The organism is Myceligenerans cantabricum (assembly GCF_054777735.1).
Genome location: NZ_BAAHAJ010000009.1, coordinates 998,726 through 1,019,330 on the forward strand (window position 1 = coordinate 998,726; position 20,605 = coordinate 1,019,330).

18 protein-coding genes are annotated in these 20,605 nt (G+C 72.4%); 8 read left to right on the plus strand and 10 right to left on the minus strand.

Annotated elements, in window-relative coordinates; translation table 11 throughout:
- Positions 1 to 161: 161 nt before the first annotated feature.
- Both ACYU96_RS13590 and ACYU96_RS13595 read right to left on the minus strand, forming a co-directional pair.
- Positions 162 to 596 carry a universal stress protein gene (locus ACYU96_RS13590; protein WP_460754652.1) on the minus strand — a complete coding sequence of 145 codons (435 nt, stop codon included), beginning with the start codon at positions 594 to 596 and terminating at the stop codon, positions 162 to 164.
- A 50-nt stretch (positions 597 to 646) separates the two neighbouring features.
- Positions 647 to 1,891, minus strand: a complete 1,245-nt coding sequence (locus ACYU96_RS13595; RefSeq protein ID WP_460754232.1) for a DUF4192 domain-containing protein — start codon at positions 1,889 to 1,891, stop codon at positions 647 to 649.
- Between the two features lie 141 nt (positions 1,892 to 2,032).
- On the opposite strand from ACYU96_RS13595, the gene ACYU96_RS13600 reads away from it, so the two are divergent.
- A complete protein-coding gene (locus ACYU96_RS13600) occupies positions 2,033 to 2,767 on the plus strand; it encodes a hypothetical protein (protein ID WP_460754235.1) in 735 nt (244 codons plus the stop codon).
- A gap of 9 nt (positions 2,768 to 2,776) precedes the next feature.
- Positions 2,777 to 3,919, plus strand: a complete 1,143-nt coding sequence (locus ACYU96_RS13605; protein WP_460754237.1) for a polyprenyl synthetase family protein — start codon at positions 2,777 to 2,779, stop codon at positions 3,917 to 3,919.
- 69 nt (positions 3,920 to 3,988) lie between these two features.
- On the opposite strand, the gene ACYU96_RS13610 is transcribed toward ACYU96_RS13605, so the two are convergent.
- Positions 3,989 to 4,360: an Rv2175c family DNA-binding protein gene (locus ACYU96_RS13610; RefSeq protein ID WP_460754240.1), complete on the minus strand. Its 372-nt coding sequence runs from the start codon at positions 4,358 to 4,360 to the stop codon at positions 3,989 to 3,991.
- 109 nt (positions 4,361 to 4,469) lie between these two features.
- Between ACYU96_RS13610 and ACYU96_RS13615 the strand changes: the two genes are divergently transcribed.
- A complete protein-coding gene (locus tag ACYU96_RS13615; protein ID WP_460754243.1) occupies positions 4,470 to 5,666 on the plus strand; it encodes a protein kinase domain-containing protein in 1,197 nt (398 codons plus the stop codon).
- Positions 5,667 to 5,718: 52 nt separating this feature from the next.
- On the opposite strand, the gene lgt is transcribed toward ACYU96_RS13615, so the two are convergent.
- From lgt to ACYU96_RS13635, 4 genes are all read right to left on the minus strand, one after another.
- The gene (gene lgt / locus ACYU96_RS13620) at positions 5,719 to 7,080 is read right to left on the minus strand and encodes a prolipoprotein diacylglyceryl transferase (RefSeq protein ID WP_460754246.1); all 1,362 of its coding nucleotides are present in this window, start codon (positions 7,078 to 7,080) and stop codon (positions 5,719 to 5,721) included.
- Positions 7,081 to 7,163: 83 nt separating this feature from the next.
- On the minus strand, positions 7,164 to 8,513 hold the full coding sequence (locus ACYU96_RS13625) for a class II 3-deoxy-7-phosphoheptulonate synthase (protein ID WP_460754248.1): 1,350 nt from the start codon (positions 8,511 to 8,513) through the stop codon (positions 7,164 to 7,166).
- A 20-nt stretch (positions 8,514 to 8,533) separates the two neighbouring features.
- A complete protein-coding gene (locus tag ACYU96_RS13630; protein ID WP_460754250.1) occupies positions 8,534 to 9,760 on the minus strand; it encodes a pyrophosphate--fructose-6-phosphate 1-phosphotransferase in 1,227 nt (408 codons plus the stop codon).
- Positions 9,761 to 9,892: 132 nt separating this feature from the next.
- A complete protein-coding gene (locus ACYU96_RS13635; RefSeq protein ID WP_460754253.1) occupies positions 9,893 to 10,627 on the minus strand; it encodes a lysophospholipid acyltransferase family protein in 735 nt (244 codons plus the stop codon).
- Between the two features lie 68 nt (positions 10,628 to 10,695).
- Between ACYU96_RS13635 and ACYU96_RS13640 the strand changes: the two genes are divergently transcribed.
- Both ACYU96_RS13640 and ACYU96_RS13645 read left to right on the plus strand, forming a co-directional pair.
- Positions 10,696 to 11,472, plus strand: a complete 777-nt coding sequence (locus tag ACYU96_RS13640) for a hypothetical protein (protein ID WP_460754255.1) — start codon at positions 10,696 to 10,698, stop codon at positions 11,470 to 11,472.
- A 176-nt stretch (positions 11,473 to 11,648) separates the two neighbouring features.
- Complete coding sequence (locus tag ACYU96_RS13645; RefSeq protein ID WP_460754258.1) at positions 11,649 to 12,506, plus strand: LolA-like protein; 858 nt, start codon at positions 11,649 to 11,651, stop codon at positions 12,504 to 12,506.
- 115 nt (positions 12,507 to 12,621) lie between these two features.
- Here ACYU96_RS13645 and ACYU96_RS13650 read toward each other — a convergent pair whose 3' ends face one another.
- Positions 12,622 to 14,445, minus strand: coding sequence for an AMP-dependent synthetase/ligase (locus tag ACYU96_RS13650; protein ID WP_460754261.1), 1,824 nt, complete (start codon positions 14,443 to 14,445; stop codon positions 12,622 to 12,624).
- Positions 14,446 to 14,696: 251 nt separating this feature from the next.
- On the opposite strand from ACYU96_RS13650, the gene ACYU96_RS13655 reads away from it, so the two are divergent.
- Positions 14,697 to 15,641 (plus strand): ROK family glucokinase, encoded by a 945-nt coding sequence (locus tag ACYU96_RS13655; RefSeq protein ID WP_460754264.1) that lies wholly within the window; start codon positions 14,697 to 14,699, stop codon positions 15,639 to 15,641.
- A 51-nt stretch (positions 15,642 to 15,692) separates the two neighbouring features.
- On the opposite strand, the gene ACYU96_RS13660 is transcribed toward ACYU96_RS13655, so the two are convergent.
- Together ACYU96_RS13660 and ACYU96_RS13665 are read right to left on the minus strand one after the other, a co-directional pair.
- Positions 15,693 to 16,463 (minus strand): carbohydrate ABC transporter permease, encoded by a 771-nt coding sequence (locus ACYU96_RS13660; protein WP_460754655.1) that lies wholly within the window; start codon positions 16,461 to 16,463, stop codon positions 15,693 to 15,695.
- Positions 16,464 to 16,525: 62 nt separating this feature from the next.
- Positions 16,526 to 17,494 (minus strand): carbohydrate ABC transporter permease, encoded by a 969-nt coding sequence (locus ACYU96_RS13665; protein ID WP_460754267.1) that lies wholly within the window; start codon positions 17,492 to 17,494, stop codon positions 16,526 to 16,528.
- A 120-nt stretch (positions 17,495 to 17,614) separates the two neighbouring features.
- Between ACYU96_RS13665 and ACYU96_RS13670 the strand changes: the two genes are divergently transcribed.
- Together ACYU96_RS13670 and ACYU96_RS13675 are read left to right on the plus strand one after the other, a co-directional pair.
- Positions 17,615 to 18,907, plus strand: coding sequence for an ABC transporter substrate-binding protein (locus ACYU96_RS13670; RefSeq protein ID WP_460754270.1), 1,293 nt, complete (start codon positions 17,615 to 17,617; stop codon positions 18,905 to 18,907).
- Positions 18,908 to 18,995: 88 nt separating this feature from the next.
- A complete protein-coding gene (locus tag ACYU96_RS13675) occupies positions 18,996 to 20,558 on the plus strand; it encodes an MGH1-like glycoside hydrolase domain-containing protein (protein ID WP_460754273.1) in 1,563 nt (520 codons plus the stop codon).
- Positions 20,559 to 20,605: the final 47 nt, after the last annotated feature.

The window sequence follows — 20,605 nt, forward strand, 5'->3', positions numbered from 1 at the left end:
ACCCTTGCGCACACGGAGCCCGCCGCTGAGCGGGCATCCTGCGGTTCCTCGTCGAGTTCTTCGGGATAGAACTGTGTCAACGAACGGGAGCCCCCGATCATTCCCGCGACCGCCCGCTGCGACGCGGTGCGATCACGGCGCACCGCCGCCTGCGCCCCTGCTCAGACCTTGACCGCCAGGACCGGGCACGGGGCCTCGATGAGGATGCGCTGGGCACCGGACCCGAGGATGAGCTTGCCCACCGGGCCACGGCGGCGCAGGCCGATCACCATGAGCTCGGCGCCGGTCGCGACCGCGATCCGGACCAGGTCGCCGGCAAGATCGCCGGTGCCCGGAACCAGGCGGACCTCGACACCCGCGCCGGCGAGCCGCTCGGTGAGCTCGTCGGTGTCCCGTCCTGGCTCACCGGGGCCGGCCACGACGACGAGCGGAGCCTTGCGCTGCTCGGCCTCGGCCACGGCGGCGTCGAGCGCCGCCTTCCCCTCGGGTGTGGCCAGGTTGCCCACGACGATCGTCATGGTCACCGACGCTACCGGAAAACGGGTCCGGAAACGGCGCCGACAGGCCTTCCGGACCGCCGCGTCCTCGCTCGCCATGCCCTCGTCCGCCCCGTCCGCCCCGTCCGCCCCGTCCGCCCCGCTCGCCCTCACGTCGCCGTGTCACGCGCCTGTGCCCGGCCGGTCGGCTCCAGGACGTCACCCGGCGGCCCGCCCGGTGTCTCGCCCCGCACCTCCTCCCTCGCCAGCTCCGCCGTCTCCCGGCGGACCCAGCCCGGCGGGAGGCCCGCGGCGAGGGCGTTCGAGACGAGCCCGGCCAGGGTGTGCTCCCCGTCGATCGCGAGCGCCGCGTCGATCCTGCCCGCCGCGACGGCGCCGTCGCCGCTCCACCAGGCGACGAGGCCGAGCAGCGTCAGGGGCGCGGGCTGCCTGCTGCGCGGGACGTGTCCGACGACGGCCTCCAGCACCCGTGCTGCCGGCGCGACCCGCTCGTGATCGGGCCGGGTGGCGCCGTCCGGGTCGACGATGCGGGCCATCGCACGCCCGGACGCGGCGTCGGTCTCCGCGTCCGTGCGCCGCTGGGCCGTGCGCAGGACGGCGTCGTCGTCCTGCGTGGTGAGCCACAGGAGGAGGGCGTCGCGCACCCAGCGGTCGCCCATCGCGGCGGCGAGCCGGCCGAGCCGGACCGGCTCGAGGACGGCGCTCTCCCCCGGTTCCGCGGCGCCCGCCCGGCGGACGGCGGTGCGCCAGTCGTCGAGCGAGCGGGCCGCCCAGCCCGTGGTGCCGGCGCGGGCGTTCTCCCACCGGGCGGCGGCCCGGCTCGCCGAGCGCCGGGCCGCGGGCGGGGCCTGGGCGATCCGCAGGAGGTCGTCGCGGCTGGCGGCGACCGAGCGGCCGGCGAGCACCATCGAGGCCGCGGTGCGGCTGTGGGTGATGTCGCCGACGGGCCGCCCTCGTGCGGGGCAGCAGAGCTGGTCGGTGCAGTCGAGCGCCCGGTAGCCACTGGGCGTGACCACCCATGACTCGGTCCCGGGCAGCCACTCGTCGATCCGCGCGGCGGTGGCCTCGACGGCTCGCCGGACACGGGTACCCGGGGCGGTCGCCCCGGGCAGGGCCGAGCCGGTGTAGCCCACGACGACCACGCGGTCCGCGCCGTCCTTGCGCGCGACCCGGGCGAGCGAGGCGGCGGCCGCCTCGGTCGCGGGGCGCCCGTCGGTGCAGCGGCCGTCGAAGGCGTCCAGCTCGAGCCGGGCGACGAGCCCGACGACCTGCCGTCTCCCGCGCACGCTGACCACGACGACCGACTCGGACGGCTGGTACCCGAGCCGGAAGGGAATGAAGGCGAGGAGATCCTGGGGGCCTCGCACCCGCACGGTGGTGGCGTTGGTGTCCATGGCGACCATCACACGCGGGAGGGCGTGATCGTGCCCGGCTCCCGCAGACCGCCTGTTGACAACCTGCGGGAGAAGGCGGCTGTGGTCGGCGTCGGACGGCGGGATTCCCGTCACGAGGGTCCGAACGGCTACCGTGTCGGGGTGCCGAGAACTCTCCGAACGGGCCGCGCGGGTCGCGGGAACGGACGCGCCGGCCAGCCTGATACCGCACGCCCCGCCGACCCCCACGTCGGCGTCCGCCCGGTGGGCGTCCGCCACGTCGCCGTCCGCGCGACCGTGACCCTGGCCGCGGCCGGCCTGCTGCTGTCCGGGTGCGACGCGCGCGAGGCCGCGAGCGACATCGCCGACGAGTTCGGCAACGCCCGCCAGGTCAGCGAGAAACCGGACGCCACGGCGACCGCGTCGGCAGACCCGGCGACCGGGCTCGCGGAGGAGGACGACCCGTCCGCGTCCCCGGGCTCGCCCGCCGCGCCCGAGACCCTACCGACCTTCGACACGGGCACGGTGGTCGGCGGCTACGCCCCGGACTTCCCTCAGGGCCTGCTGCCCACCCCGAAGGACGCCGAGCTGCTGGCGACGTCCGCCGCCCTCGTCCCGGACACGAGGCCCGCGACGGTGCAGGTGACGCTCAACCTGTCCTCGAAACGACTCCCGCCGAAGCTGATGGAGCAGGTCAGAGCGGCCCTCGCGAAGAAGGGCTTCGAGGCGCTGGAGGCCCCCGCCGAGAGCGGCATGGCCGAGCAGGCCGCGTTCACCCGCACCACCACCGTGAAGGAGAGCACGGTCGACGAGTCGCTGCTGGTCGGCGTCCTGCGGGACGGCGACCGCTCGCTCCTGACCCTGAGCGGTACGGTCGCGCGGCCGAAGGACGCCTAGGCTGGCTCCGTGGCCCACTCCTCGTCCGTGCTCCCGACCACGCCCGCCGCCCTCGTCGACGTCGAGGACCTGCGGTCCCTTGTCGACGGAGCCGTCGCGACCCATCTCGCGTCCCTCGCCGCGGAGGTGGCCGCCGTCAGCGCCGTGGCCGACGGCGCCGCCACCGCCCTCACGGACCAGGCCGCCGTCCTGCTGTCCGGGGGCAAGCGGCTGCGCGCCGCTCTGTGCTGGTGGTCGTTCCGCGCCCACGCCGGCGCGGCGTCCGGCCCTGCCGCCGACGCCGCGGTGCGCACCGGCGCCGCCCTCGAGCTCTTCCAGGCCGCTGCCCTGCTGCACGACGACGTGATGGACAACTCCGACACCCGGCGGGGCGCGCCGACCGCGCACCGTTCCTTCGCCGCGCGGCACGCCGCGTCCGGCTGGTCGGGCGACCCCGGGCGGTTCGGCGAGGCAGGCGCGATCCTGCTGGGCGACCTCGTGCTGATCGCCGCGCAGCGCGAGCTCACGGCCGCGCTCGCCGGGCTGCCCGCTGTCGCCCCGGCGGTGCGCGAGGCCTTCGACCGCATGCAGAGCGAGGTCGTGACGGGCCAGTACCTCGACGTGCTCGTGCAGGCCGAGCCGTGGGGCGCCGACCCTGCCGCCGACGAGACCCGGGCACACGCCGTGCTGCGCGCCAAAGCGGCCGGATACTCCGTCGCCTCTCCCCTGGAGCTCGGCGCGCTGCTCGCCGGCGCCGGCGAGCGGCAGGCGGCCCGGGTCCACACCGCAGGCGTCCCGCTCGGCGAGGCGTTCCAGCTGCGCGACGACGTGCTGGGCGTGTTCGGCGACCCGGACGTGACCGGCAAGCCTGCCGGGGACGACCTGCGCGAGGGCAAGCGGACCGTGCTGGCCGCGCGCACCATGGCCGGGCTGCCCGCCGGGGCGGAGCGCGACCTGCTGGTCGCGTCCCTCGGCGACGCGGAACTGTCCGACGACGCCGTGCGGCGTGTGCGGGAGGTCATCGTGGGCTCGGGTGCGCTCGACGCCGTCGAGCGCCTCGTGGACGAGCTCTACGAGACCGCGCTCGAGCGCCTCGGCGAGGCGGACCTCGCCGGGCCGGGGCGGGAGATGCTCCTCGCGATCGCCCGCGCGCTCGTCGAGCGCGAGGCCTGAGCGGGGCCACGCCACCGAGCGGGTGCCCGGGTGCGGAAGACGCCGGCCCGCGGCCGCCCGGTCACCGGCTCAGTACAACGCCTGCGCCACCCGGCGCACCTGGGCGCGCTGACCCTCGCGCAGCGCCTCCAGCGGGGGCTTGCCGAGCGACTCGTCGTGCTCGTGGAGCCACTCGATGATCTCGGCGTCCTTGAACCCGGCGTCGGTGAGCAGCACGATCGTGCCGCGCAGGGTGCCGATGACCTCGCCGTCGCGCAGGAACCCCGCGGGGACCTGCCACACGGAGCGCTCGCCGTGCTTGATGGCGACGACGTGCCGGTCACGCACGAGCCTGCGTGCACGGCCGAAGTCGATGTCGAGGGCCTCGGCGAGATCGGGGAGGGTCAGCCACTCGTCGACGAGGGCGTCAAGATCCGGGCCGTCAGGCGTGGTGGTGCTCACCGGTAGATCCTATCGGCCGTGACCGCACGATGCGGGTCCGCGGCCCGGCCGTCCGCAGACAGAACATCCCATACCCGCACGTCACCCTCCCCCCGTACACTGTCGGCCCGTGGCACCCGTGACTCCAGAATCCCTCGTGGGACGGACGGTCGACAGCCGGTACCGGATCACCGAACGCGTCGCGCACGGCGGCATGGCAACCGTGTACCGCGCTCACGACACCCGGCTGAACCGCGAGCTCGCGCTCAAGGTGATGCACCCGCACCTCGCCCAGGGCGACCAGGCCGCGGAGTTCCATACCCGCTTCCGGCGCGAGGCGGAGGCGGCCGGCCGCCTCTCCCACCCCGGGGTCGTCGCCATGTACGAGCAGGGGCGCGACGGCGACATCAGCTACCTGACCATGGAGTACGTGCCGGGGACGAACTTGCGCCAGCTCGTCCGCGACGGAGCGCTGACGGTGCGGCGCACCTTCGCTCTCCTGGACCAGGTGCTCTCCGCGCTGGGCGCCGCGCACGACGCCGACGTCGTGCACCGGGACATCAAGCCGGAGAACGTCCTGCTCGGGGAGGACGGGAAGATCGTCAAGGTGGCCGACTTCGGCCTGGCGCGCGCCGTCACCGAGATGACGCAGACTGCCACGGGCACCGTGTTCGGCACCGTCGCCTACATGGCTCCGGAGGTCATCTCGACCGGGAGGTGCGACGTGCGGGCCGACGTGTACGCGGTGGGCGTCATGGCCTTCGAGATGCTCACCGGCAAGCAGCCGTTCGCCGGGGACACACCGATCCAGGTCGCGTATGCGCACGTGAACACCGACGTCCCCGCGCCGTCGACCGTCGTGGGAGGGCTCGGCGAGGCCGTCGAGCACCTCGTGCGCACCCTCGCCGCGCGCAACCCCGCCGGGCGCCCCGCCAACGGCCGTGACGCCCTCCGACTGCTCCGCGCCACCTGGAAGGCGCTGCCCCGCGAGGTCCTCGACTCGACGCCGAACGACCTCGCCGCGCAGGAACCGCCGAAGCCACGCCCGGCGGCCGTCCCACGGCGTCCCCGCCCGGGCACGCCCATCCCCGACACGATGCTGCCCGCGCTCGGGCCGCAGAAGGCGTTGAGCACGCAGCACGCCGGCGCGGTACCGATGACCCAGCGGGCCGGGCGGGGCCGGCTCGGGGCGCTGGTCACCGTCGTGATCCTGCTCCTGCTGCTCCTCGTGGGCATGGCGTGGGTGGAGCAGCACGGCGCATTCAACTGGGTACCGGGGCCGGGGTCGTCGTCCGAGACCGGAGAGATGTCGGCCGTCCGACGATGACGCGGGCGGGTGCTGCCGTGGTCTACGTCAGCACCCGCCCGCGCGAGACCGCCTACCTGCTGTCCGAGCCGTCCTCGGACACGGCGGCCTCAGGCTCGGAGTCGAGCTCCGAGTCGGACCCGGCCTCAGTTTCGTCGTCGACCTGGGACTCCGGCTCAGCGGACTCAGGCTCGGCCTCCGTCTCGGCTGCCGACTCAGCCACGTCCTCGGACACGGGCTCGGGCTCGACGTCCGGCTCGTCCTTGACCTCGGACCCCGAGCCTGACTCCTCGGGCTCGGGCTCGGCCTTCTCCGCGTCTGCCGGGTCCTCGGCCTCGCGCTCGGCCGCGCCCTCGGCTGCGGGCTCCTGCTCGTCCCCGGCGTCCGGCTCGGCCTTGACCTCGGAGTCCGGCTCGGGCACGGACTCGGCCTTCTCCACCGCTGCCGAACCCTCGGCCGCCGGCTCGGCCTTCTCCGCCGCAGGCGAACCCTCGTCCTGCGTCGCGCCGGCGGCCCCGTCGCCCGCCGTGTCCTCGCCCGGCTCCTGCGCGTCGCCCTCGGCACCCGCCGCGCCCTCGGCGGACGCGTCCGGCTCGCGCCCCGGCACGAACACGGACTCCTCCGGCTCCGGGTGCTGCCGCCCCCGGAGCACGACCAGCACGACGCCGAGCAGGGCCACCACGATGGCCACCGCGGAGTTCGCGGGCAGGCCCACGTACACGTCGCTCGTCGGGTCGATGCGCAGCAGCTCCAGCCACGCCCGGCCCAGGCCGTACCAGACCATGTAGAGACCGAACAGGCGCCCCCAGCGCAGGTCGAACCGCCGGTCCAGGACCAGCAGCAGCCCGGCGCCGACCAGGTTCCACAGCGCCTCGTAAAGGAACAGCGGGTGGAACAGCGTGCCGGCCGCCGCGCCGGCGGGGAACATCGCCGCGGCGGGATCGATCTCGAGGCCCCACGGCAGCGTCGTCTCGCTGCCGAACAGCTCGTGGTTCCACCAGTTGCCACCGCGGCCGATCGCCTGCGCCAGCAGCATCCCGGGTGCCAGCGCGTCGGCGAACGACCAGAACCGGATCCCGGCCCGGCGGCACGCGATCCACGCGCCGACCGCACCACCGAGCAGCGACCCGAAGATCGCGTTGCCGCCGTCCCAGATGCGCACCACGTCCCACAGGTCGGCGCCCGCGTAGAAGTAGTCCTGGGTGTGCGTGAGCACGTGGTAGATGCGAGCGCCCACGATGCCGAGCGGCACCGCCCAGAGCACGATGTCGAGGACGACGTCGGACGGCGCGCCCCTGCGGGACAGCCGCCGCTGGGTGAGGTACGCGGCGGCGGCGATCCCCGCCAGCAGCCACAGGGCGTAGATGTGGATCGTCAGCGGACCCAGGGAGATGGCGTTCCACTCCAGGGGCGGGCTGGGGATCGCGTAGAGCACGGATCAACTGCCTCTCTCGTCGAAGCTGCGTGCGGGCACTGGCACCTGCGGTGCGGACGATACCCGCGCCGTCGTCGTGCGGACTACTGGCGAATCATCTCCGCCACCTGGAACGCGAGCTCCAGGGACTGCTGGTGGTTGAGCCGCGGGTCCACGAGGGTCTCGTAGCGCAGCGCCAGGCCCGCGTCGGAGATCTCCTCCGCGCCGCCCAGCACCTCGGTGACGTCGTCGCCCGTGAGTTCGATGTGCAGGCCCCCGGGGACCGTGCCGAGCGAGCGGTGCACCTCGAAGAACCCCGCGACCTCGTCGAGCACGTCCGACAGACGGCGCGTCTTGTAGCCGGAGTCGGAGGTGATCGTGTTGCCGTGCATCGGGTCCGTCACCCACGTGGCGTTCACCCCTGCCCAGGTGACCGCCTCGACGAGCGCCGGCAGCACGTCGCGGACCTTCGCGGCGCCCATCCGCGCGACGAACGTGAGCCGCCCCGGCTCGTTGTCCGGGTTGAGCCGCTCGGCCAGCGCCAGCGCGTCGGCGGGCGACGTCGTCGGGCCGAGCTTCACCCCGACCGGGTTCGCCACCCGCGAGAGGAAGTCCACGTGCGCGCCCTCCAGCTGCCGGGTGCGTTCCCCGATCCACAGGAAGTGGGCGCTCGTGTCGTACGCCTTCCCCGTGCGCTGGTCGTGCCGGGTGAGCGCGCGCTCGTAGTCGAGGATCAGCGCCTCGTGGCTGAGGAAGAACTCGACCGAGCGGAGCGCGTCGAAGTCCGCGCCGCACGCGTCCATGAACCGCATCGCGCGGTCGATCTCGTCCGCGGTGCGCTCGTAGCGGGCGTAGGCCGGGTTCGACATGAAGCCGCGGTTCCACTCGTGCACCTGGCGCAGGTCCGCGAAGCCTCCGGTGGTGAAGGCCCGCACGACGTTCGCCGTCGCCGACGAGATCCGGTACGCCTGCTCCAGGCGCTCCGGGGCGGGGATCCGCGACTCCGGGGTGAACGCGTGCCCGTTGACCATGTCGCCGCGGTAGGCGGGCAGGGTCACGCCGTCGCGCGTCTCGTCGTTGCTGGAGCGCGGCTTGGCGTACTGCCCCGCCATGCGCCCCATCTTCACCACGGGCGTGGAGGCGGAGTGGGTGAGGATCACGGCCATCTGCAGGATGGTCCGCACCTTGTTGCGGATCCGGTCCGCGTGCGCGTCCGCGAACGACTCGGCGCAGTCCCCGCCCTGCAGCAGGAACGCCTCGCCCCGCCCGGCGGCGGCGAGACGTTCCTTGAGCGTGTCGGCGTCGGCCGGGTTCGCCAGCGGCGCGGCGTGCTCCAGGCGCGCCGTCACCGCGCCCAGCGCGTCGGCGTCCGGCCAGACCGGCTGCTGCCGCGCCTCGAGCGTGCGGAAGTGGTCCAGGCCCTCGGCCCGGTCGTTCTCTGCGAGAGTGCTCATGAGCCCGGTCCGACGGCCGGTCAGTGCGCCGCCGCCGCGGCGGGCACCAGCGGCTGGCCGAGGTCGGAGAGCATCTCGCCGAACCACTCGACCGACGTGTCGAACGCCTTGCCGCCCTCGATCCGCGGGAACGGCACCGCCTTGAGCCGGTCGCCGTCCGTCTCGTCGTGCCCGATCACGCCGGACTCGGCGCGCAGCGCGCACTCGACGGCCAGGTCGGTCATCGACTTGATGAGGCGCAGGTCCTCGGTGTTCGCGGCCGCGGCGCGCGAGTAGTAGCCGGACTTCTGCACCATGACCTTCTCGGCACCCAGCTTCTCCGCGAACTGCTTGGCGAACCACTGGCCCGGGTTCACGAAGTCGAGCTTGACGTGCCCGAACGGGTCCCGCTGCACCTCCTCGCCGGCAGCCTCGAGCTGGGCGACGATCTCGTTCAGCCCGGCACCCTCCGACAGGAAGATGTTCACGTTCCCGCGCTCGTCCATGACGGCGCGCAGGCGCTTCGCCTCGGCGTCGACGTCGATCTCCAGCTCCGGCAGGAACACGGCGTGCACGTCCCAGCGCTCACGGCTCAGGCCGAGGCTCGGCACCCATTCCTGGGCGTCCAGCCACTTGCGGTACTCGGCGGCCGTGGCGGCGGTCAGCCAGCCGCAGTGGCGGCCCATGACCTCGTGGATGATCAGCATGCGCGGGCCGACGCGGTGCTCGCCGATGACGTTGGCCGCGAACTTCGCGCCCTCCTCGGCGGCTGTCCAGGCGCCCAGCGACTGCCGGATCGGCACGACGTCGTTGTCGATGGTCTTGGGCAGGCCCACCACCGTCAGCTCGTAGCCGTTCTCGTGCAGGTAGGCGGCCAGGTCGGCGGCGGTGGTGTTCGTGTCGTCGCCACCGATGGTGTGCAGCACGTCCACGCCGTCGGCCTTGAGCCGCTCGGCCGCGACGTGCAGGGGGTTCTGGCCCTCCTGGACCAGACCGCGCTTCACGCAGTCCTCGACGTTCGTCAGCTTCACGCGCGAGTTGCCGATCGGAGACCCACCGAACCGGTGCAGCACCCCCGCCTTCCGCCGCGCCTCGTCGTCGACGACGACCTTGGTACCTGTCAGCAGGCCGTGGTAGCCGTGCTGGTAGGCGATGATCTCGATCGTGGGGTCGAGCTCGGTGTAGCGCTCGATCAATCCACCGACCGCGGACGACAGGCAGGGGGCGAAGCCCCCGGCGGTCAGCAGAGCCACGCGACGAACAGCCATCGCTGATGCACCTCTCGGTTGGGGAGTTCCGTACGGGCGGCGCGCCTGCCCGGCGGCACCGGCCCTGTCCTCGTCATCCTACTGACGCAACCCGGTCCGTACCGCGTACTTGTCCACAGACCGATCACCGCCTCACTTGGGCGGGCGGCGTGTCGGGAGGTAGCGCGTCGCGGGTGTCGGCGCCCGGCCCGTCGCCGTGCTCGCCTTCTCCGTCGCCGCGTAGACATCGACGTACTCCTGGTCCGACAGCGCGAGGATCGCCTCCATGATCTCGTCGGCCACCTCGCGCAGCGTCGCGTGGTCCCCCGCCCGGTGCGCCAGGGCCGAGAAGTCCAGCGGCTCGCCGAACCGCGCGCCGAGCGGCATGAACCTCGGGACGGTGCGGCCCACGGGCTGCGCCTGGTCGGTCCCCACCATCACCACCGGGACCACCGGGACGCCCGCCTCCAGCGCCATCCGCGCCACACCCGTCTTGGCCTTGTACAGCCGCCCGTCGGGGCTGCGTGTGCCCTCCGGGTAGATGCCCAGCAGGTCCCCCTGGGACAGGACGCGCAGGCCGGTGCTGATCGCCGCCTCGCTCGCGGCGCCGCCCGACCGGTCGATCGGGATCGTCCCGATCCCGGACATGAACCAGGCGGTGATCCGGCCCTTGAGGCCGCGGCCCGTGAAGTAGTCCGACTTCGCGAGGAACTTGACCTGGCGCGGCACCATCAGCGGAAGCAGGAACGAGTCGATCACGGCCAGGTGGTTCCCGGCCAGGATCGCGGCACCACGACGCGGCACGTGCTCGCGTCCTTCGACCCACGGCCGGTACGCCAACCTCAGCCACGGCCCCACCAGCACGTGCTTCATCACCCAGTAGAACAAGAGTCCTCCTCGCCCGGAACCGGGCCCGGAGTCCTTGCCGGCCCGATCTGCAATCTAGAGTGTGCCCCATGGCCGCTTCGAACACGGACGACCGCGACGACGACCTGCCCGACGAGCCGACACCCCCCGCAGACCGTAGCGAAGACGCTGGTCCTGAGACCAACGACCACGCTGCTGACGCCGACGAGCTGCCCGACGAGACCGTCGACGAGCGTTTCGCCGACCTCGTGGCCTCGCTGGGCGACCTCGGCACGGAGCCCCCGGGGACGGCGACACGGACGACGCTCTCGGGGCAGCCCGGCCCGGCGCACGGCCTGCGACGTGCCGACTCCCCCGGCAGCGGCACGGACTCCGGACGCGCTGCCGACGCCACCGAGAGCGGTGCGAACGGTGCGAAAGATCCGCGCGCCGACGGCGACCGTGGTGCGGACGCACCGTCCGCCGCCCGGCCGCAGGACGACGAGGAGTCGTCCGGCGCGCAGGGCGAGACTCCCGACGAGCGTTCGGCCCCGGGCGTCCGGCGTCCGTCCGGCCCGCGCGACTGGCCGGTCACTCCCGAGGTGGAGGCGCTGGAGGAGGCGGACTCCCACTTCACGCCGCCCGAGCCCGAGCCGCTGCTCAGCGACAAGGACCCGCTGCTCACGATGGCGTGGTTCGCCGTCGCCGGCATCCCGGTCCTCGCGCTCGTGAGCATGATCGTCGTGGCCGCGATCCCGGCGCTCAGCCTCCCCGCCCTGGTGGGCCAGGTCGCCATCGGCCTGTTCGTCGCCGGGCTCGGCGTGCTCCTGTGGCGCATGCCGCACCACCGCGACCCGGAGGACGACGACCCGGGCGCACGGGTCTGAGCCGCGCACGGGGCTCGTGGGTGAATCCGGGGGTGAATTCTGCGGCGAATCCAGCTTCGCATAGCAGACCACCGCGGCTTGCGACAACCCCGTGACCACATGAAGCATGCTTTGGCTGCTGGTTTGCTTGCCGCCCGGGCCCCGGGCGGCGCCGGCGCCACAAGGAGGTAACGCAGGTGCGAATCACCCGCAAGATCGCCGTGCTCGTCACCGCGGGCGCCGCCACGATCGCTCTGACGGCATGTCAGGGCGGTGCCGACGGCGCCGCCCAGGACCCCGGAGCGGCAGACACGGCGACGTCCGAGTCGGCCGCGCCGCAGGCCACCGAGGCCGGCTACACCGCGATCACCGCAGACAACTTCGTCGAGCGCTCGACCGCCGCGCAGGAGCTCGCCAGCTCGATGCGGTACACGGCGACGTTCTCCGGGCCTGCCGCCGAGGCACAGGACATGACCGGCGCCGGCTTCGAGGGCGCCATGCAGACCGGTGCCACCCTGGAGGACACCGCCATGCAGATGGCCGTGGACGTCGAGGGCGTGACGATCGACATGATCCTCGTGGACAGCAGCTTCTACATGAAGATGGGCCCGCTGACCCAGGACAAGTACCTCCATGTCGACGCCGAGGAGATGGAGGACGCTGCCGAGTTCGGCGAGCTGACCGAACAGCTCAACCAGGCGGACCTCTCGGCCCAGACCCGGGCGATGGACGGTGCGATCTCCGAGGTCGAGGAGGTCGGCACCGAGACGATCAACGGCGTGGAGACCCACCACTACAAGGTGACGGTGGACATGTCGCAGGTCGAGGACCCTGAGGCGTTCGGTCTCGACGAGAGCGCCGCGGCCGGGCTGGGCGCCATGGACCTCGAGTACTTCCTCGACGAGGAGGACCAGCCCCACCGGGTCGTCATGACGATGCCGGAGGAGGGCGAGGACCTCACCGTCACGATGGAGTTCACGGACCACGGTGAGCCCGTCGAGATCGAGGCCCCGCCCGCCGGGCAGATCATCGACGACTCCGACCTGGGCATGTGACCCTCGCCTGACCCTCGCCTGGTCGGTCGGCGTCGTGACGCACGACGGCGGTCCGGGGCACCCCCGCTCGGAAGGTGCCCCGGACCGCCGTCGTCGTGCTGCGGCTCCGGCCCGATCAGGTCAGATGGAGGGAGTCCTTGTTCTTGTCCGCATAGAGGCGCTCGACCTCCGGGTCGAAGTCCTTGAGGACCACCGGGCGGCGCACCGACTGCTTCGGCGTGAGGTAGCCGTTCTCGATGGTCAGGTCGCCCGGGATGACCGTGTACTTGCGGATCGACTCCGCCTTCGAGACGGCGTTGTTCGCGCGGGTGACCACCTGGTCCAGCGCGGCCAGCACGTCCGGGTCCTTCCGGGCCTCCTCGGCGTCCATCGCCGGCTTGCCGTGCATCTTCAGCCAGCCCGGCAGGCCCTCCGCGTCGAGCGTGACCATGGCGCCGATGTACGGACGGTTGTCGCCGACGACGACGCACTGGCTGACCAGCACGTGCGCGCGGATCCGGTCCTCCAGGACCGACGGCGCCACGTTCTTCCCGCCCGCGGTGACGATGATCTCCTTCTTGCGGCCCGTGATGGTGAGGAAGCCGTTCTCGTCGATCTCGCCGAGGTCGCCGGTGCGGAACCAGCCGTCGTCGGTGAACGACTCCGCGGTGGCGGAGACGTTGTCGTGGTAAGCACCGAAGAGGCCGTGCCCCTTGAGCAGGACCTCGCCGTCGTCGGCGATGGCCATGCTGCAGCCCGGCAGTGCGCGGCCGACCGACCCGACCTTCTGGGCATCCGGCTTGTTCACGCTGGTGGGCGCGGTGGACTCGGTGAGCCCGTAGCCCTCGAGGATGTTGACGCCGAGGCCGCGGTAGAAGTGCCCGAGGCGCTCGCCGAGCGGGCCGCCGCCCGAGACCGCGTACCGCGCCCGCCCGCCGAGCTTGGCCCGCAGCTTGGAGAAGACGAGCGTGTCGGCGACCTTGTGCTGGAGCTTCAGGCCCAGGCCCGGGCCCGACGGCGTGTCGAGCGCGCGGGAGTACGCGATGCCCGTGCGCGCCGCCCAGTGGAAGATCTTCACCTTGCCGCCCGCGGCCGCCGTCTGCTCGGCGGTGTTGTACACCTTCTCGAACACGCGCGGGACCGCGAGGATGAAGGTCGGCCGGAAGCTGCCGAGCTGGTCGACGAGCGTCGTCGTGTCGCCCCAGTGGCCGGTCGTGGTCCCGGCCGCGACGGCGAGGACGTGGATGAACCGCGCGAAGACGTGGGCCATCGGGATGAACAGGAGGGTGCGTCCGCCGTCGGAGAACACCTCCGGGTTGTCCTTGACCCCGTTGACCGCGAGCGACGTGAAGTTGCGGTGGCTGAGCTCGACGCCCTTCGGGCGCCCCGTCGTGCCCGAGGTGTAGATGATGGTGGCGATGTCGTCCAGGCCGGAGAGCGCGCGGCGGCGGGTGATCTCCGCGTCCTCGACCCCGGCGCCGTCGGCGCTGAGAGTCTCGACGGCGCCGTCCTCGATCACGAGGATCTCGCGCAGGTCACGGAGCGAGTCGTGCACCTCGCTGACGGTCTCGGCGTGGGCGGGCGACTCGGCGACCACGAGCGTGACCTTCGCGTCGCTGCAGATCCACTCGACCTGCTCGGCACTCGACGTCTCGTAGATCGGCACCGTGACCGCGCCCGCGGCCCAGATCGCGAAGTCGAGCAGCGCCCACTCGTAGCGGGTCGCCGACATGATCGCGACGCTGTCCCCGGGTTGGACTCCGCGGGCCACGAGGCCCTTGGCGGCGGCGACCACCTGGGCGTCGAAGTCGCCCGCGGTGACAGGGATCCAGCCCCCGGCGCCGTCCGGGCGCTCCATCAGGTGCTTGGCCGGATCGACGCTGACCCGGTCGGTGAGCAGCGTGTTCGTGTTGTAGGTGGGGGGCAGCTCGACGAGCTGCGGTGCGTGGACCTCGTTCATGCTGACTCCAGTGGCAGTAAAGATCGTGGCAGCCAACATACCGGGAAAACCTTCGTCGATGTGCACCGGGTCTCAGGTGCGGCTGAGATCGCGTCTCAATGGTTGTCGACGGAGTCGTGCACGCACCTGGACAGGGTGCCAGGGCCCTGCGGCAGACGGATACTCTGGTGTCCGCGCCCGTGCACCGGCCTTCGGGCCGGGGTTCGCGGGCGCCTGCCACGAAGACCCCTGCGACAGTGAAGGACGACGTCATGCACGCCATCGGAGTCGACATCGGCGGCACGAAGATCGCGGTGGGCGTGGTCGACGAGGACGGGCAGATCCTCGCCCAGGTACGGCGCGAGACGATGGCTGACGACGTGGCCGACATCGACCGCGCCATCGCCGACGCCGTGACGGAGCTGGCCAAGGAGCACGAGGTCGGCGCGATCGGCCTGGCCGCCGCGGGCTTCGTGAGCCCCGACCGCAAGAGCGTGAACTTCGCACCGAACATCGCGTGGCGCGAGTACCCGCTCGCGGAGAAGGTGGGCGCGCTGATCGACTCCGACGCGCCCATCGTCGTCGAGAACGACGCCAACGCCGCCGGCTGGGCCGAGTTCCGGTTCGGCGCCGGCAAGGCGGCCACCGACCTGATCATGCTGACCGTCGGCACCGGTCTGGGCGGCGCCGTCATCGTGGGGGGCGAGCTGGTGCGCGGTAAGTGGGGCGCCGCGGCCGAGGTGGGGCACATGCGCGTGGTGCCGGACGGGCACTACTGCGGGTGCGGCCACGAGGGCTGCTGGGAGCAGTACGCCTCCGGCTCCGCGCTGGTGCGGGATGCGCAGCACGCCGCCGTGGCCAACCCGGAGCGCGCCGCGCGGCTGCTGGAGCTCGCCGGAGGGTCCTCGCAGAAGATCCGCGGGCCGCAGGTCACGCAGGCCGCCAAGGAGGGCGACCCGCTCGCGATCGAGCTGCTCGCGACGCTGGGCAGGTGGATCGGCGAGGGCGCGGCGTCCGTGGCGGCGCTGCTCGACCCCGAGATCTTCGTCATCGGCGGCGGCGTCGGCGCGGCAGGCGAGCTGCTGCTCGGTCCCGTGCGGCACGGGTACGAGGCGCAGCTCTCCGCGCTCGGCCACCGCCCCGTGGCGCAGATCGAGCTCGCCCAGCAGGGCAACGAGGCGGGCATCGTCGGCGCGGCGGACCTGGCACGGCGCTGAGCCCGGCGCGACGACGACGCACGCCCCCGCACGGTGCCGGGGCACCGGCCGCTACTTGATGCCTGTCGTGGCGATCCCCTTGACCAGGTAGCGCTGGCCCAGCAGGAACGCGATGAACAGCGGCAGCAGGCTCAGCACCGACATCGCGAACATGCTGCCGAAGCTCGACGAGGACGACGCGTCCAGGAACCCTCGCAGCGCCAGCGACACCGGCCACCTGTCCTGGGTCGTCAGGTAGATCAGCGGCCCGAAGAAGTCCGACCACGTCCAGATGAACGTGAAGATCGCCGTCGTGGCGAGCGCCGGCACCATGAGCGGCAGGATGATCTGCCCGAAGACCCTCAGATGACCGGCGCCGTCGATGCGCGCCGCCTCGTCCAGCTCTCGCGGCAGACCACGGATGAACTGCACCATGAGGAACACGAAGAACGCGTCGGTGGCGAGGAACTTCGGCACCACCAGGGGAAGGAACGTGTTCACCCAGCCGAGCTGGGAGAAGATCACGTACTGGGGAACGATCACCACGTGGACGGGCAGCATGATGGTCGCGAGCATCACCGCGAAGTAGAGGGTGCGCCCCGGGAACCGGAGCCGGGCGAACGCGTACGCGGCGAGCGAGCAGGAGATCAGGTTGCCCACGATCGCGCCGACCACCAGGACCATCGAGTTGATCAGGTAGGTGCTGAACGGCTGGGCCTGGGCGGTCCAGCCGTCACGGTAGCTGTCGAGGGAGAGGTCGGCGAAGACGAGCCCGAGGTCGCGGAAGATCTCGTCCTCGGGCCGCAGCGAGGCCACGACCAGCCAGAGCAGCGGATAGATCATCACCAGGCTGAACGCGATCAGCCCTACGTGCTTGAGCAGGCTCAGGATGCGACGGCGCACGGTCAGCTCCTCCCGTCGTCGTAGAAGACCCAGAACCGGGAGAGCCAGAAGTTGAGCCCGGTGGTCGCGCAGATCACCACGAGCAGGAACCACGCCATCGCCGAGGCGTAGCCCATGTCGAAGTTCGCGAACCCCTTGTCGTAGAGGTACATGGTGAAGAACAGCGTCGAGTCGCTCGGTCCGCCGGTACCGCCCGAGACGATGAACGCCTGGGTGAACGCCTGGAAGGCGAAGATCGTCTGCAGCACCAGGTTGAAGAAGACGATGGGGCTGAGAAGCGGCAGGGTGATCGACACGAAGCGTCGCCAGCGGCCCGCGCCGTCGACCTCGGCGGCCTCGTAGTACATGCGCGGGACCTGTCGCAGCCCGGCCAGGAAGATCACCATCGGCGACCCGAAGGTCCACACGTGCAGCACCACGATGGTGCCGAGCGCCGTGTCGGGGTTCGAGATCCAGCCCGGCCCGTCGACGCCCACCAGCGCGAGCGCCTGGTTGACGATGCCGTCGGCCCCGAACACCTGACGCCACAGGATGGCCACCGCGACGGACCCGCCCAGGAGCGAGGGCAGGTAGAAGACCGAGCGGTAGAAGGCCAGCCCGCGCAGCCCCCGGTCCAGCATGAGCGCGATGGCGAGCGCGAGGAGCAGCTGGAGCGGCACGCCCGTCAGGACGTACACGACGGTGACGCGCAGGGAAGTCCACAGCCGGTCGTCGGCGAACATCGCGGTGTAGTTCTCGAGCCCGACGAGCTCCGGCGGGCGCAGGAGGTTGTAGTCGGTGAGCGAGATGTAGAAGGAGACCAGGATCGGGCCCACCGTGAACGCGACGAGACCCACGAGCCACGGCAGCAGGAACAGGTGGGCGGTCACCTTGTCGGGGTACCGGGTCTTGGTCCCGCCCGCGGCGGCGGGGGCGCGCCCGGCGGGCCCGCGCCGGCGGAGGATCGTCCGCAACTCGTCGATGCTGCTCACGCATGACCTCCTCGTCATCGAAGCGGAACCGTGACCAACACTCGATTGACACGTTTCAAAGCCGGAGCATACGTTGTCGCGCACGCGGTGTAAAAAACGATTCCTCTCGGAGGCGCAACGATGCGTACTACGCGATTCACCCGCCATGGCGCGGCCGCGGCCGCGGCCGCGGGCTCAGCAGCACTCCTCCTCGCCGCCTGCGGGGGCGGCAGCGACGGTGCCGGCCCCGACGAAGAGATCGAGCTGCGCCTGGCGTGGTGGGGCGAGGCGGAACGTGCCGCCGCGACCCAGGAGGCGATCGACGCCTTCACGGCGGAGCACCCGAACATCAGCGTGGTTCCGGAGTCCGGCGACTTCGAGCCCTACTTCGACAAGCTCGCCACGCAGACCGCGGCGGGTGACGCGCCGGACGTCTTCGCCCTCGGTGGCGCCTATCCGCTGGAGTACGGCGCCAACGGCGCCCTGCTGGACCTCGGCTCGCTGCCGGACGATCTCGACATGTCGGCGTTCGACGAGGCAGAGACCACGAACGCCACCGTCGACGGGACCGTCTACGGCGCCCCGACCGGCGGCAACGCGATCGCCCTCATCGCCAACACCGCACTGTTCGACGAGGCGGGGATCGAGGTCCCGCAGGACACCGCCGACATGACCTGGGACGAGTTCGCCGACCTCGCGACCGACCTCTCACGGGAGCTGCCGGAGGACACGTACGGGTTCGAGATGCGCGTCAACGACATCCTGGGGGTCTACGCCGGGCAGCGCGACGGTGGCATCTACACCTGGGAGGGAACCCTCGGCGTGGACGCGGCCACCCTCACGGAGTTCTGGGAGATGGAGCGCGGGCTCATCACATCGGGTGCCCAGCCCGACGCCGAGACCACGGTCGAGTTCGAGGCGCAGAGCCCGGAGCTGACCCTCATGGGCACCGGCAGGGCCGCGATGACGTTCGGCTACTCCAACCTGCTCGGTACCTACGAGGAGGCCTCGGGCGACGACCTGGTGCTCCTGACGGTGCCCGGCGAGTCCGAGTTCACCAAGCCGGGCACCACCGTCCTGCCGTCCCAGTTCTGGGCCATCGGCGCGCGGACGGAGCATCCGGAGGCCGCGGCGATGCTGGTGGACTGGCTCGTGAACAGCCCCGAGGCCGCCTCCTCGATCCTCGCCGACCGCGGTCTCAGCTTCAACGACGACGTCGTCGCCGCCATCGAGCAGGACCTCTCGGAGAGCGACCAGGAGGTCGCCGCGTTCCAGTCCACGGTCGAGGCCGAGCCCGCACCGCCGCAGCCGGAGGGCGGCTCGATCCTCAACGACACCACCACGCGCCTCAACCAGGACGTGATGTTCGAGCGCGCCACTCCGGAGGACGCCGCCCAGGCGTTCGTGGACGAGCTGTCGGCGGCGCTGGAGTGAGCGCCGGACACCGCACGCCCCGGTGCACGAGCCACCTTCCCGGCACCGACGCGGCACGCCGTGCGGACCGGGTCCGCAGGCCGGTGCGGTGAGCGTCCCCGCGCACGGTCCCGCCCCACGGCTCGAGGCGTGGGGCGGGACCGCCGCGGCCGAGCTGACGGCCGCCCACGCGGCGGCCGCGGCGGCGCTGGAGCGCGTCGTCCGGCCGCTCGGCGGCCCGGCCTCGCCGCCGGTCCTCGTCGAGGGCGGCCCGTACCCGGGAACCTGGCTGGAGTCCACGGCAACGATCGGGGCGGAGCTGCTCGGCCGCTTCGCCCCCGGCGTCGCCCGCGACACGATGCTGCTGCTCGCACGGCACGCCCGCGCCGACGGCCTGCTCCCCTACAAGGTCACCGACGACGGCCCGGCCCACCGGCAGATCCAGCGCGTCACCCCGCTGGCGCGGAGCGTGTGGGACCTCTACCGCCGCACCGCCGACACGGCGTTCCTGCGCACCATGTACCGGGCCATGGCCGACGACGACGCCTGGGTGGCCCGCCACCGGGACACCCGGGGCAGCGGCGGCGTGGAGGCGTTCTGCACCTTCGACACCGGGCACGACGCCTCACCCAGGTTCTGGCACGTCCCCGACACGACGCCCGGGGGCGACCCCGCGGCCTACGACCCCGCGAGCCCGCGCCTCCCGTTCGTCGCGCCCGACCTCACCGCGAACCAGTACGCGAACCGGGTCTACCTGGCGCGCGCCGCCGAGGAGCTGGGCCACGACCCGGCACGCTGGCGCGCCGCCGCGCGGGACAGCGCGGCCGCGCTCGAAGCCCTGTGGGACGACGAGGCCGGATGCTGGTTCGACCACGATGCCACGGGCTCGCCGGTACGCCTGGTGTCCGACGTGCTGCTGCGCGTCCTGGCCTGCGAGGCGGGCGACGGCGCGCTGTTCCGCGAGGCCCTGCGCCGCTATCTGCTGCACGACCGGCACTTCTTCGCGGCGGTCCCCCTCACCTCCGTGTCCCTCAGCGACCCGCGGTTCGACCACGACGCCGGACGCAACTCCTGGGGCGGCCCCACCAACCTGCTCACCCTGGTCCGCACCCCCGCAGCGTTCGAGCACCACGGGCACGTGACCGAGCTGTCCTGGATCCTGCGGCCCGCACTGGCCGCCGTGGCTCGTTCCGGGCGATTCCCGCAGACCCTCGACCCGTGGACCGGCGCGGCCGGGTACACCGACGACTACTCCCCGGCGGTCCTCTTCGTGCTCGACGCCGTGGAACGCCTCTGCGGCCTGCTCGTCCGGCCCGACGGCTCGGTGTGGTGCACCGGAACGCTGCCCGACGGCGTCGACGAGGTGCGCTACACCCGCACGGTCGGCGGGACCGAGTGGACGCAGACCGTCCGGCACGACGGCGTGGTCGTGACGACCGGCGACGGCGTGACGGTGCGGTTTCCCCGCGGCTGGCGCGTCGCCCTGGACCGGTCCGGCGACCCGGTGGCGGTGACCGGCATGCTGGCGCACCCGGTCACCGGTGCCGTCGTGCACCGCGACGGCCTCGCACCCACCGGGAACCTCACGCTCGCCGGCAACGAGCAGATCTCGCTCACCGGCACCGCTCCCGCGCCGCTGCGGTCCCCCGGGATCGTCGTCCCGGGCTGCTAGCCGCCCGGAGGGGTCACGGCGCTGCCGCCCGGGAAGCACGCGCCAGG